This window comes from Weissella paramesenteroides (assembly GCF_036327715.1).
GTDB lineage: Bacteria > Bacillota > Bacilli > Lactobacillales > Lactobacillaceae > Weissella > Weissella paramesenteroides.
The window spans coordinates 1,686,636-1,700,636 of the sequence record NZ_CP130559.1; the positions used below are offsets into that span (position 1 = coordinate 1,686,636).

Here is a 14,001-nt window from a genome sequence, read left to right on the forward strand (position 1 = left end):
ATCCTCCTGCTTGTGCTTACTAATCACACACGTTTTTATCTTCAACTTTATTTGTAATAATCATCTATCAAATTTTACCATTTTGAAATAAATAAAGACACCACTGTTCATATAACAGTTGGCGCCTTTAACATAAATGTTATGGTTCCATTTTATAGTGATTTTGGTCCAGGTGTTGATGTAATTAAGGTTGCATGTCCATTAATTGTCCATGATTCAACGTCGTTAGGTAAAATAAAACTAGCCCCTTTAGCCAAGGTATAAGTAACCCCAAAGACCGTCAATTCAATATCACCATCAACAACCGTTGCCAGTGTATAAGGTGCCGTTGCATCGACAGTTGCCCGTCCTGCAATTTCCCATTTAACAACATTGAAATATGGTGCAGCAACCAATTCCGTGAGCGTTAGGTCTTCAATATGTGAAACCTTTTGTTCTGGCTTAATAGGGACAAAAGGAACTGTCGTCACATTCTTAGCATCTGCTAAATGCAAGTCACGCTTTTCACCTGTCTTTGCATCGACACGATCAAAGTCATACACACGATAAGTCACATCTGAAGACTGTTGTGTTTCCAATGTTAATACACCCTCACCAAGTGCATGCAATGTACCAGAAGGAACATAAAAGAAATCACCCGCTTTAACCGGAACCTTTTGCAATAATTTATCCCAATCTGCGTTATCGACCTCTTGATCAAAGGTTTGCTTGTCTTTGGCTGTATGCCCATAATAAATCGTTGCCCCTGGTTCAGCAGATAAAATATACCAAGACTCTGTTTTACCTAATTCACCTGCATGCTCACCTGCGTATTTATCATCAGGATGTACTTGAACAGATAGATCTCGATGCGCATCTAAGATTTTTACTAATAATGGAAATGGCCGATCAACATCTTTATTCGCAAACAATGCTGGTTCATCATGCCACAATTCTGCAACTGTTTTGCCTGCATATTTACCATTAGTAACTGTAACTGGTCCATTAGGATGTCCTGAGATCACCCATGCTTCACCAGTGTTTTCTGATGGAATGTCAAAATCATAAACGTCACGTAAAGCTGTACCACCCCAAATTTTTTCGTGTAATGCTGGTTTTAATATCAATGGTTCTGTCATCATGTTCCCCCGACAAATTATATATTTAACGACAAATAAATATTCGATAACCATCCTTGTTGAGCAACGTGGTACCACGTCACCCCTGAAGGATCTACGACTTGCTCTGTAATCTCTACAGAAACACCATGCTGGATACGCCCAATTTCATGACCATATGGTTGTGAATAAACAGCAACATCAGCACCCGGAATATAATCAACTTTCCCATGTGCACTAAATGGCGTTGGTTGCCAGACAGTTGGTCGCTTCCACTCAGCCACCGGTTGTTGATGTTGGCCATCATTATCAGTTAGCTTCATGGTTTGCATATCATACTTGAGCCACCTTGAATCTGCTAATTGATACCAAAAATCGCCAGTCCGTGTTGCCATTCGTTGCGCAACCTTCACAACAGACCCTGCCCACAATTTCTGACCAGTTTCAGTTGCATCTTCTACCCCAACTACGGGCTGTATATTAGCAAAAATATGCAAATATTTGTGCGTTAATTTTTCTGTTTCAGCAACATCTTCACGCTGATAGTAAAATGTTGTCGTATACATTTTTTGCTCATCAAAAGTACCAGTTAGTGTGCCTTCCGAAGACACAAAACGATAACCTGGTATTAACTCAGGATCAATTGAAAATGTTTCGCCAACATAACCGTCAATTAACCGTGCCCGTGTCAGCGCACTTTTTGTATCAACATCTTTTGCATAAACCCATACGGGCATCCCTCTTAGTTGAAAGTCAGCCATATGCGCTGCCTCCTAATCGTCATTTATTAGTTCTATCATACCAATTAAATGAAATTTTTTCTTCTTTTATTGACATCCTTTTACTTTTTATTTAGGATTCATTTCTTTATAAAAAACAACGATTAGATTTTTTTCATTTATCTGGTTGACTTTTAATTTTCAAACATGTATATTAAATATATTCGCTGGTTAATTATTGCTCTGTAGTTCAGTGGTAGAATAACTCACTGTTAATGAGGAGGTCGCTGGTTCGAACCCAGCCAGAGCAGTTATATAAAAGAAATATTTTGATTACTTCAAGACATCTCTTTTATATATCAGATAAATTAAAAAACTTTCATTTATCTGGTTGACTTTTAATTATAAGCATTGTATATTAATTACATTGCTTGATGCGATTATTGCTCTGTAGTTCAGTGGTAGAATAACTCACTGTTAATGAGGAGGTCGCTGGTTCGAACCCAGCCAGAGCAGTTATATAGTAAAAAAGATGTTGTACTTCATTTGAAGCGCAACATCTTTTTTATTGTTATGAATTTGTATTAACTAAATTGCTGTGTAACCACCATCAACTAACAACGTCGTGCCATTAACAAATGATGCATCTTCACTAGCTAGGAAAGCGACTACCTTACCAACTTCTTCTGGCTTGCCTAGACGGCCTGCTGGATGTAATGCAATAAGATCTTCCTTATTAGCACCAGCAATCAACGGTGTATCAATATATCCTGGCGCAACTGCATTTACCCGAATATCTTCTGATGCATAAGTTGCTCCTAACGTTTGAGTTAGCAACTTAACACCACCTTTGGCAGCAGCATAAGCAGTGACACCACGCTTACCAACAAAACTATGAATTGACCCTGTATTAACAATAACGCCTTTGCCCTGCTTGCGCATTTGTTCAATTGCATATTTATCAGACAAGAAAACACCACTCAAATTAATATCAATCGTCGTTGACCATTGATCATAAGTCATATCAGTAATATCACCATCACGGGCAATTCCTGCATTGGCCACCATGATATCTAACGAACCAAATTGTGCAACAGTTTGTTGAACCAAATTCTTAACATCGTCTTCAACCATGACGTTGGTTTTAACAAACAAAACATTGCTTGCATCCCCCAATGATGCAGCAACTTCTGAACCTTTTTCTGATAGATCCGCAATAACAACCTTAGCCCCTCTGCTAAAAATTGTTTAACGATAGCTAGACCGATTCCTGAAGCACCACCAGTGACAACAGCAACCTTATCTGTAAATCTTCCCATGATATTTCCCCTTTAATAAGATTTCTTACAAAGCCATTTTACGTCAGCTATCCGATAAATGCAACCGCTTACATTTTTTTGTACGAAAAAAAGGACTGAAACTTCTTCTTGAAATTCCAACCCTTTTGTATCGTCTAATCAAAGACCATTTGATTCTTATACAATTCAGCATAGAAGCCATTCTGAGCAAGCAAAGCTTCGTGATTACCTTGTTCAATAATCCGACCGTTCTTCAAAACAACAATCTTATCAGCATTCAAAATTGTCTTCAAACGATGGGCAATGACAAAACTTGTGCGACCAGCAATGACGTTATCCATAGCCCGCTGAATTTTTTCTTCGGTTACTGTGTCCACGTTTGATGTCGCTTCATCTAAAATCAGCAAATCTGGTTGTGTCAAAATCGTACGGGCAATCGATAACAATTGCTTTTGACCAGTAGAGAAAACTGAATTTTCATCAGAAACCTCAGTATCATACCCATGTTCGAGTGTCATAATGAAATCATGAATATTAGCTTGCTTCGCAGCATCAATAACCTCATCATCTGTCGCATCAGTCTTTCCGAAAGTAATATTATCGCGAACCGTCCCAGTAAACAGTACAGACTCTTGCAGAACAATTCCAACATTATCACGTAAGGCTGTTAGATCCATGTCACGAACATCGATGTCATCGAACAGAACCGCACCAGATGTGACATCATAAAAACGGTTCAACAGGTTCATAATCGTTGTTTTACCAGACCCAGTTGGTCCAACTAAGGCAACCATTTCTCCCTTTGCAACATCAATATCGACACCATGGATGATTTCACGTTCCTCATTATAACCAAAATGAACATCTTGCAACTTGATATCACGCTGCACACCAGCAAATTGCACACCATTCTTTGGATTAACTTCTTCATCTTGGTTAAAGATATCATTCAAACGGTGCACACCAGTCATGGCTTGCTGCATCATATTGTAAAGTGACGTGATTTGTGAAATTGGTTGGAAATATTGTTGTGAGAATGAAACGAAAGTAACGATCAATCCCAATCCAGTTGCACGTGATGCAACATCACCAGTTAAGGCAAGTTTCGCACCGAAGAAGATGATAATCGCCAAATTAAATAATCCTAAACCTTGCATGATAGGATTAAGGACACCTGACCAGGCTTGTGAACGAACCATCGCTTGGCGAACCTTTTCATTATGTTCAACGAAACCTTCGATAGAGTCTTTTTGCAACCCGTTAGTAATAATTACTTTTTCACCATTAATTTGCTCATTAATGTACCCATTCAAATGTCCAACTTCAGCTTGTTGAATATCAACATACTTTTTTGCTTGAATCATAATCACAATACCAACGATTACAACAAGCGGTGTCGTTGCCATCGTTGCTACAGCCATTTTAGGACTCTCGTTAAACATCATCCAGATAACCCCAATAAACATGACAATTTGTTGCAAAATTTGGAATAATGCATTATTCATGGCATTGAAGATGTTATCCAGATCAGATGTAAAGCGTGACAAAATTTCACCGTCTTGATGATTATCAAAATAACGTACAGTCATTCGTTGCAATTTAGCAAATAACCCAGTACGCATATCATTCACTGCTTTTGGGGCCACAATTGCTTGTAATAGACCATTGATAAACAAAGCAACTAGAATCATTAAGGTAAATAACCCAAACAGTAATAATGCTTGATGAAAATCTGATAGACTAGCTTGGCTTTTCGTCATCGGATTAAGATAAGTCATCAAATATTTTGATAATTCAGTGATTGAACGCCCCATATAAACTGGTGCTTTAACCTGTAGCCAAGTGGCTAGAATTGTAAATACCAAAATAAAAAACAAAGCCACCTTGAAACGTTTCAAGTAATGGGCAAAGAACTTTGCAGATTCATTTAAATTATTCTTCATTATTCATTGCCTCCTTTGCTTTTTGGGTTGCATAAATCTCCTGATAAACTGGTGATGTCTGCATCAATTCTGAATGTGGTCCATATGCAACCATTTCACCATTATCCAAAACCAAAATATTATCAGCATTGATGACTGAAGAAATTTTTTCAGCAATGATAAATGTTGTCGTATCACCCAACTCTTCATCCAATGCTTGTTTTACTAATTTTTCAGAACGTGCATCCAAAGCTGATGTTGAATCGTCTAAAATCAAGATTTTTGGCTGACCAATCACACCACGAGCAATTGATAAACGTTGCTTTTGACCGCCAGAAAAATTGGCTGATCGTTCCTCAACCACATGTTCATAATTGTCATCATATTGCTCAATGAATTCTGCTGCTTGCGCAATGTTTGCAGCGCGTTTCATATCTGATAATTGTGCAGTTGCCATTCCTTGACGTAAATTATCAGCAATCGTACCAGAGAACAATGTTGCCTTTTGTAGAACAAAAGATACCGTCTGACGTAATGAATGTTCATTGACATGTTTCAAATCAACGCCACCAACTTTAACCGTTCCTGCACTAGGGTCATAAATACGTGGGATCAATTGCGCCAAAGTTGATTTACCAGACCCTGTAGCACCAACAATACCAATCATTTCACCAGGCGAAGTTTTAAACGAAACATGCTTTAACGTTGGATGATCATCATCTTGGTAGGTAAATGACACATCATCAAATTCAACACTACCGTCCAAATCTTGGCTTTCATTATTTTCATAAGTAAATTCTGGCTCAGTGTCCATAACTTCTTGAATACGTCCCATTGAGACGAACGCACGTGTTGCAAAGGACATCATCATCCCACCAATAATAATGGCGTTCATGATAATCATAATATAGTTCGTAAAACCAGTAATCTGAGCTAATAATTCAGGTTGGGCATCGATCATGTTTCCGACTGAATAGATGGCAACGACCATTAATCCCTGTCCAACGAACATAAATGCTGGCATAATCAACGCAAAAATGTAACCGATTTGGATATTAACATCACGCAACTCATTTGAGACATCAGTAAAACGTGCTTCTTCATTTGCTTCTTGATTAAATGACTTAACCACACGCACACCTTGCAAATTTTCTTTAGCCTTAGCATTGACTTTGTCCATCAACCATTGGATCTTACCAAAGCGCTTCCCCAAATTTTTAACAACAATGTAAGAAATAAATCCCACAAGGACAATCATTAAAATGACGATCCACCATAATTTAGGAATTGAGTGCATAGCTAAAATAAAACCACCAACAAATAAAATTGGCATACGCATCAATGGTTGCAACACAAGCATCAACACGTTTTGAATTTGCGTGATATCATTCGTTAATCGAACAACCAAGTTACCAACTGAAATTTTTTCAATATTCGCAAATGAAAATGTTTGAATCTTGCGATAAGTTGCTTCACGTACATCAGCAGAAATGCCCTGTGATGCCCGTGCCGCAAAAATTGTATTTAAAATACCAGCAGCCAAACCAATAACGGCTAACACTAATAATTGAATCCCAATTTTGTTAACCTTGCCCATATTGTCATCCGTAATTGCCTGCACAATATCACTGAGCAATGTTGGCTGTAGCAACATCGCCACTGATGAGATGGCAACCATCAAAATGGCAATGGTCAAATCAAGTTTATAACGCCCAATAAAAGGCTTGAGCAACTTCATTTGTTTTCCTCCCATAACACTTATTTTTTATTCATGTAGTATGCTATTGTATCACTACTTCATGTACGAATGTCAATCTACTTTACAAAAATTAAAAAAAGAAGTTGGAACCAAAGAATTTATTCCAACTTCTTTTTGCTAAAAATGTATTAATTATCAGCATGAAAGTTTGATAGCATACACGCGTTCCAAAAGTCTGAAGCCGGTGTGTAACACAATTTACGCCATTCCTGTCCTTCGCTTTGCTACGGCCAAAAATGACGCAAATCACGTTACACACCGGCTTCAAACCAACTTTTGTCACGCTCTCTTTTCTATCAATTTCACTTATTTAGTCATTTCGTACTGTGCAAAACGAGCGGCTTGAATTGGCGTCAACGTAACTTTCAAAATGGTTCCTGATTCATCATAGTCTAATTCATGAACCGTTGCCTGCTCGTTTAATTCATTAATAACTTGGCCATCACTAAATGGCACATGTAGCGTTGTAGTAACATAGTCAGCAAAAATATGTTCCTTAATCACCTCAACCAATAAGTCTTGAGATGTTTCATCAATAGCAGATAATATCAAAGTATCTCCGGCACGATCTGGATATGCTTGCTCTGGTATTTTATCGGCCTTATTATATACCGTTACCATTGGCACATCCCCAACACCAATTTCTTTGAGTGTCTCAGCAGTTGTCGTCATCATTTCTTGATAGTGTGGATCAGAATAATCAACGACTTGAATCAGCAAATCAGCATCTGCTGCCTCTGCTAGGGTTGCCCGGAAAGCTGCCACTAGCCCGTGTGGTAGTTTAGAAACAAACCCAACGGTATCAGATAGTAAAAAGTTTTGTTTATCCGGTAATTGGATTTTACGTACGGAAGTCTCTAAGGTGGCAAACAACATATCTGCTTGGAAAACCGTTTTCTCTGGATTATCACCGAAACGTTTGACCAAGCCATTCATAATCGTTGATTTACCTGCATTGGTATAACCAACTAAAGCGACATTGCGAATACTCTGCTTTGCTCGGTAAGCACGTCGCGTTTCATCATCTGCCTCAATATTAGCCAATTCGGCTTGTAATAATGATATTTGATGTTGAATATGCCGACGATTTGTTTCCAGTTTTGTTTCCCCAGCACCACGACTTGTAAAACTACCACCGCCACCACCAGTTTGCTGATCGAGACGAATATTCATTGATGTACGTAAGCGCGGTAATTGATACTTTAATTGGGCAATTGCCACTTGTAACTTGGCAACTTTTGTCTTGGCACGAGAGGCAAAAATATCCAGAATCAATGCTGTGCGATCCATAATATCAGCAGCCGTTCCTGCCTCCAGATTACGAATTTGCGATGGTGATAGTTCATCATTTGTCACCACCATATCCGCGTCATAATAGGTCAACGCTTCCTTTAATTCATCGACTTTACCTTTACCGAAGTATGTTGCCGCGTTAGGCTTTTCTAATTTTTGAACAACGCGCCCAACAACCGTCATATTGTTAGCAGCAGCTAAGTTAGCCAATTCCGTCATCTCGTAATCAAAATTTTCATTCTGTTGATCCAGTCCAACTAAGATGACCTGACGAGTTGGTTGTTGTTCGTTTTCTATCATATTTTTCTTACCATTTTGTTGCTGTGTCATTATATACCTTTAGTTTCAAATCATCGTCTGTTACTTCCCAAATTGTAACAGACCCATTAAGTGGCTTCTCTACGGCTAATTCATGAGATGCATATTGATCAACCAAGTTTCGAATCAATGTTCCGTGTGACACGACTAAAATATTTTGACCATCTCTTGTGTTTCGGCGTAACATTTCCAATCCCTTATTAACACGTGCCCAAAACATTTGTGCATCCTCAGCATCCCCAGTTGGATCGGCAGCATGCATCGCATCCATCACATCATTCTGGCTAAGATTTGCCATAATATCAGCATATGTCTCAACATTTGCTAAGCCATTCTTTTCGGCAATCAACTGTGAACTTTTATCACTTGGCAAACCTTCGAAGAAACCAAAAAATTGTTCACGTAATTGTTGTAATTGCTCTGGCTCTTTCAAATCACCGCTTTGCTTGTTACGTGATAGGACGAACTCCGCTGTCTGAATCGCACGTTGCAAGTCAGAAGAATAAGCCGCATCAAAGCGAATATTCTCTAAGCGATCACCAGCAGCATAACCATCTGAAATTCCCTTATCAGTTAGTGGTGCATTGCTCCAACCTTGCATGCGTTCGTAATGATTAAAAATCGTTTGTCCATGACGTACAAGATATAAATTGAATGACATTATTCTGAGCTCCTCTTTACTGTTCACATTTTATTTGTAAGTTATTACTTAACATTGTAACATTAAGTACTTTATTCCTCATTAAGTTAACCACCATTACCACTTTATTTTAAAAAAGCAAATCATAAGCAACATTTATGTAATAATAATATTGACAGGAAGATTGTTTCACTGTATAGTTAATTATTGTTGTTAAGACAAAGATGATAGTATTGGCCCAATGGTCAAGTGGTTAAGACGTCGCGTTCTCAGCGCGGAATCCAGGGTTCGACTCCCTGTTGGGCTATTATAAAATAGCTTTGCTACAATTTATCATCATGGCCCAATGGTCAAGTGGTTAAGACGTCGCGTTCTCAGCGCGGAATCCAGGGTTCGACTCCCTGTTGGGCTATATATTAGAGATCATACATAATGATTACACGTTAACACGGTTACTTCTTTGTAGAGGTAGCCGTGTTTTTCTTATTTTTCAAATTATAAAACAAAAACGAGTTTTTGAGCATACAGCATCCGCTATATATCCAAAATCCCGTTAATTATTTTTAAATATCACTTAATTCTTTGTAATCAAAGAAGTCGAATGTCGCTGGCAAATCATAACCTGCATAATCTACCGCTGCTAGTCCAACAAATGCACCTGTAAAGAAGCCACCATAATTCTGCAACACATAATCATCTGACAAGATAGCAGCATCTAACTGAACCGCAATTTCATGCCATGTCTGACCATCAAATGAGTACTCATAATGATAACTTAATTTTCTTACTTTGGTACGGAACCAAACATAATCTACATTTTCTGGTATTTTAATTGCTTCATCTTTAAGGAATGAAGTGTACTGATTATTATCATTTTGAGCAACCTCAATAACATGCCCTCGATTTTCATCCCAAGTAATATATATCCATGACCAATGCTTATCATTATAGAAATTGGTCAATCCTGCCATCTGCTGATACGTATATGGATCAAACTTAACTTTAGTCTCCGCATCAAAATTAAATGTTTGCCATCTTTGCGCAACCATCGAGACATCGAAGGTACTAGAAAGCGTATTCTTTCCTTTTAATATTAATTGACCATCGCCAGTTGAACCCATGTCTTTTGTAAACGGCTGACGTAACGTATTCCAGTCTAAATCTAAGTGTTCAGACTGAAATTCATCATGGCGGGAATGCTCAGTAGATGCCTCCGACTCTGTTGCATCTTTCGGCGCATCGACCATTACTTGTCCACCATGACCGCCAACAATACGTGGCCAACCCTCATCATCCCATTCAACTTTTTGAATGGCCGTTTCTCGTCCCAATGTACACCAACCTCGTGGATCATGTGCTGATTCCGTTTCATGGTGCAATGGTCGACCCACTAATGATGCGTAATACCATTCGCCACTTGGTGTATTAGTTAACGCACCATGTCCTTGCTTTTGTAGGTAAAAATCAGGTGTGTCAAAATTTGTGATGAACGGCCCATCAGGTTCCGTTTCAAATGAGTGGGCAGCCAATGTCTTAGAACGAGAGACAACTTCTTCGTGCGACCAAACTGTACCACCCTGGGCAGTGAATAAATAGTAATAGCCATTAAGTTTATATAAATGTGGTCCCTCAACAAGTTTCACTGACGTACCATCATAAATTGTACGTGCGGTATCAGGCTTCAATTTCATTGTTTCTGTATCAAGCTCTGTTAATGTAATGCCATTAAACGGGTGATGATACTCACGATGGTCCCATGTTTGTTGCACTAAATATTTTTTGCCATCGTCATCGTGAAATAGCGAAGCATCAAAACCCACACCATTTAGTCGAATTGGATCTGACCACGGACCGTGTATGTCATCAGCTGTGGTCAAAAAATTAGTCATATCCTTGAATGGACCTTCAGTTATTTTAACGTCTGTATAAATTAACCAGAATTTACCATCAGCATACGATAAGTCTGGTGCCCAAATACCACCAGATGCCGGATTTCCTTTCATATCAAGGAGTTTCGTGGTTGATAATGGTGATGGCAGCAACTGCCAATGAACTAAATCTTTAGATTCATGCAGTCTAACCCCTGGAAACCACTCAAAAGTTGAATTAGCAATATAATAGGTATCACCTACTCGAATAAAACTAGGATCGGCATTAAATCCGGGCAAGACAGGATTTTGAATTTTCATCATTAATTCCTCTTTTCTTAAATTTAATCAATTCGCTTAATTTTAAAGGCGACCTTCTGCTTTACGCTCATCAATTTCCTGATTAATACGAACAACTTCAGGATCAGTTAATGGGTATCGGCTCATAATCCAAATTGCAACAACCGCCAAAATAATTGGAATCCAAATCATCGACAACATAATACCATTTAGTGCTGAAGCACTTTGCGTTGCTTTGGTACCATCAAAGTGAACCGCTGCATTAATATATCCTGGAACAATACCACCAAGAGCCAAACCAATTTTAAAGAACAATCCCATCAAGGCATTGATAATTCCGGCTACTCGTTTATTAGACTTATATTCTCCATATGACACAACTTCTGGAACTAGTGCCCACATATAACCTGTAGCGGCCGTAATTCCCCACTGTTGCAAGAAACGACCAAGATAACCAAGTAGAATATTTCCTTTAAAGCTTGGCATTGACCATACCCAAAGCACTAATTGACCAATTATAAACAAAGTCAAAAAGATATAGAAAAATTGTTTCTTACCAATTTTTTTGCGAACAATTGGCCACAAGAATACAAGAAAAATTCCTGGGATTGATCCAATTAAGTTAATTGATGCTAGCCATTCTGGATGACCAATATTGTATTGGAAGAAAAACGCCTCAGAAGTATTACCAAAGAACATAAAGGTGAAGGCAATTAAGAAAAACATACCTAGCACAAGTAATGGCTTATTACGCTTTAATTCTTTAAATAAATCAGAATATTTAACATTGTCCGTTTCTTCTTTAGTTGGGAGCACACGTTCTTTAATCCCTGAATATGTCCCCATCAACATAACGAAGCCAATAATCATATAAATTGACATAACCATGAAATATGCGCCACCAGCATGTGGTGATGTGTAATTTCCTAGGTTAAGATGAATACCAAAAAATCCAATATCTTTTGACACTTTGTCTGGTGATGCTAATTGCACAAATAATGGCAAAAAAGTATAAACCAGTAAGTTACCAATATTTGCCTCAGTCATTCTAACAGTGGTTAATGTTGAAACTTCATCATTGTCACGTGTTAATGAAGCATTCAACGCACCGTATGGAATGTTAACTACTGAATAAGTTAGTGCTGTTAGTAAGTAGGCAATAAATGCGTATGGCAGACTACCTCTAATGGCATCGATTGGTAAGAATAAACATGCTGAAAAAATAGTTAATGGTATACCAGCATACAGTAAATATGGTCGATATTTCCCTGATTTAAAATTATGCCGATCAATTAATGTACCAATCCACGGATCCCAAAACACATTGATCCAACGTACAACCAAGAATATCGTTGCACCAGCTGCAGCTGAAATACCATAAACCGTCGTTAAGTAAAACAACAACATCGATCCAATAGTTCCAAAGATAAGATTTTGGGCAAAATCTCCAGCTCCATAAGATATCCGTTCACGCCATGACAATTTTGCAAATTCGTCAATCGTATTATCCTTCTGATTAAACGCCATAATCACAAACCTTCCTTTCAATTTAAAAAAAATGACGCTAAATGAATTTTAAGTTAATCGTTACTGTGTATTTGTTAGTTTTTTAAACCAACTAATTAACTTACGCATTTATTGTATGCGCTTACACTAATATAATCTATAACCATTTGTACCAGTATTTTGTCAAATAATGAACTATCTTGAGCATCCTCAATATACCGCATCACAATCTATTCAAAAAATCCGCTGTCTTTTAGCGTACGAACTTTTCTTTTGTGTAACACTTGTTGTTGATACTTACTTGGCGTCAGATTAGACCATTTTTTGAACTGTTTACTAAAATTAGACAAACTATTAAATCCTGTCATATACGCCACTTGCTCGATTGAATAATCAGATGTACCTAATAACAGTTTTGCTTTACTATATTTTTGTTCTTCAATAAAATGTAACGGTGTACAGCCATATACTTTTCTGAAGACACGATGTCCATAACCTGTGCTGATATTTAAAAATTGGCAAATGACGCCAACGTTTAACTTATCCGGTTCTTCATTTTCAATACCATCTTCGATCATGGTTGCCATAGATCTAGCAACTTGTGCCTCTCTTTCGGTATATTTCACATTACCTAGATCTTTATAGACTGTTGAACTATGAATAATTTGAATCAAAAAATTATAAAATGAAATTTGAATTTTTAAATCTCGTTCTTCTTTACTTAAATTATTTTTATTGGTATAGGCAAGAATCTCTTCCATTGTCTTCATAGCTGACTGAGCTAATTTGGACTCACTATGAATAACAACATTGGCGTTTGCGCGAATAATTTCTGCACGTAATTTTAAACTTTCAATATTGAAATGGACGCAACAATACGTCATTTTCTCTGTTTTACTTGCATTAGAGTTAACATGTAAGGTCCCTGGTGAAATGATAATAATGTCACCAGGACCATAGGTTTCGGTCGATTGGTTCTTGATTTGAATTGTTTGATGTCCCTCTAACACACACATCAACTCAAATGCTTGATGTTTCTGTTCAAAAAAAGACCACCCCCCAGAAACACTTCTGATATGTCCACCAAACATATGAAAACTAGATTCAATTACTGGAAATGACTTGAAATTAACCATCATTAATTACCTCACAGTTTGAAAACTTCCCAACCAAATTGTATGCGCTTACATATTATTAGTCTATCCATAATCTTAGCCATTATTTGTCAAATTGTGAACAACCTTTGTCAATAAATAACATAACAGCATATCAAAGAAGATT

General features: G+C 37.7%; 10 protein-coding genes, 4 tRNA genes and 1 pseudogene. 4 read left to right on the forward strand and 11 right to left on the reverse strand.

The window, feature by feature from the left end; genetic code table 11:
* Window positions 1–152: 152 nt before the first annotated feature.
* Both manA and QRX23_RS08505 read right to left on the reverse strand, forming a co-directional pair.
* The gene (manA, locus tag QRX23_RS08500) at window positions 153–1,118 is read right to left on the reverse strand and encodes a mannose-6-phosphate isomerase, class I (protein WP_330156137.1); all 966 of its coding nucleotides are present in this window, start codon (window positions 1,116–1,118) and stop codon (window positions 153–155) included.
* 17 nt (window positions 1,119–1,135) lie between these two features.
* Window positions 1,136–1,858, reverse strand: coding sequence for a MucBP domain-containing protein (locus QRX23_RS08505; RefSeq protein WP_330155294.1), 723 nt, complete (start codon window positions 1,856–1,858; stop codon window positions 1,136–1,138).
* A 197-nt stretch (window positions 1,859–2,055) separates the two neighbouring features.
* On the opposite strand from QRX23_RS08505, the gene QRX23_RS08510 reads away from it, so the two are divergent.
* Window positions 2,056–2,127 (forward strand) — tRNA-Asn (locus tag QRX23_RS08510).
* Between the two features lie 133 nt (window positions 2,128–2,260).
* A tRNA-Asn gene (locus QRX23_RS08515) sits at window positions 2,261–2,332 on the forward strand.
* Between the two features lie 72 nt (window positions 2,333–2,404).
* On the opposite strand, the gene QRX23_RS08520 is transcribed toward QRX23_RS08515, so the two are convergent.
* From QRX23_RS08520 to QRX23_RS08545, 6 genes and pseudogenes are all read right to left on the reverse strand, one after another.
* Window positions 2,405–3,061, reverse strand: a complete 657-nt coding sequence (locus tag QRX23_RS08520) for an SDR family NAD(P)-dependent oxidoreductase (protein WP_330156138.1) — start codon at window positions 3,059–3,061, stop codon at window positions 2,405–2,407.
* Window positions 3,043–3,135, reverse strand: a pseudogene (locus QRX23_RS08525) (SDR family NAD(P)-dependent oxidoreductase); the annotation flags it as partial. The pseudogene QRX23_RS08525 and the gene QRX23_RS08520, both read right to left, overlap by 19 nt.
* 134 nt (window positions 3,136–3,269) lie before the next feature.
* On the reverse strand, window positions 3,270–5,057 hold the full coding sequence (locus tag QRX23_RS08530; protein WP_330155295.1) for an ABC transporter ATP-binding protein: 1,788 nt from the start codon (window positions 5,055–5,057) through the stop codon (window positions 3,270–3,272).
* The gene (locus QRX23_RS08535) at window positions 5,047–6,774 is read right to left on the reverse strand and encodes an ABC transporter ATP-binding protein (RefSeq protein ID WP_330155296.1); all 1,728 of its coding nucleotides are present in this window, start codon (window positions 6,772–6,774) and stop codon (window positions 5,047–5,049) included. Before QRX23_RS08535 ends, QRX23_RS08530 begins: the two co-directional genes overlap by 11 nt.
* 327 nt (window positions 6,775–7,101) lie before the next feature.
* A complete protein-coding gene (gene hflX, locus QRX23_RS08540; protein WP_330156139.1) occupies window positions 7,102–8,388 on the reverse strand; it encodes a GTPase HflX in 1,287 nt (428 codons plus the stop codon).
* Between the two features lie 7 nt (window positions 8,389–8,395).
* Window positions 8,396–9,067, reverse strand: coding sequence for a histidine phosphatase family protein (locus QRX23_RS08545; protein WP_251940905.1), 672 nt, complete (start codon window positions 9,065–9,067; stop codon window positions 8,396–8,398).
* Between the two features lie 214 nt (window positions 9,068–9,281).
* Between QRX23_RS08545 and QRX23_RS08550 the strand changes: the two genes are divergently transcribed.
* Both QRX23_RS08550 and QRX23_RS08555 read left to right on the forward strand, forming a co-directional pair.
* Window positions 9,282–9,353: transfer RNA gene (locus QRX23_RS08550), tRNA-Glu, on the forward strand.
* Between the two features lie 33 nt (window positions 9,354–9,386).
* Window positions 9,387–9,458: transfer RNA gene (locus QRX23_RS08555), tRNA-Glu, on the forward strand.
* Between the two features lie 151 nt (window positions 9,459–9,609).
* On the opposite strand, the gene QRX23_RS08560 is transcribed toward QRX23_RS08555, so the two are convergent.
* The 3 genes from QRX23_RS08560 to QRX23_RS08570 all read right to left on the reverse strand — a co-directional run bounded on the left by QRX23_RS08560 (window position 9,610) and on the right by QRX23_RS08570 (window position 13,859).
* Window positions 9,610–11,235: a glycoside hydrolase family 43 protein gene (locus QRX23_RS08560; protein ID WP_330156140.1), complete on the reverse strand. Its 1,626-nt coding sequence runs from the start codon at window positions 11,233–11,235 to the stop codon at window positions 9,610–9,612.
* 42 nt (window positions 11,236–11,277) lie between these two features.
* Window positions 11,278–12,741, reverse strand: a complete 1,464-nt coding sequence (locus tag QRX23_RS08565) for an MFS transporter (RefSeq protein ID WP_330155297.1) — start codon at window positions 12,739–12,741, stop codon at window positions 11,278–11,280.
* A 209-nt stretch (window positions 12,742–12,950) separates the two neighbouring features.
* Complete coding sequence (locus QRX23_RS08570) at window positions 12,951–13,859, reverse strand: AraC family transcriptional regulator (protein ID WP_330155298.1); 909 nt, start codon at window positions 13,857–13,859, stop codon at window positions 12,951–12,953.
* Between the last annotated feature and the right edge of the window lie 142 nt (window positions 13,860–14,001).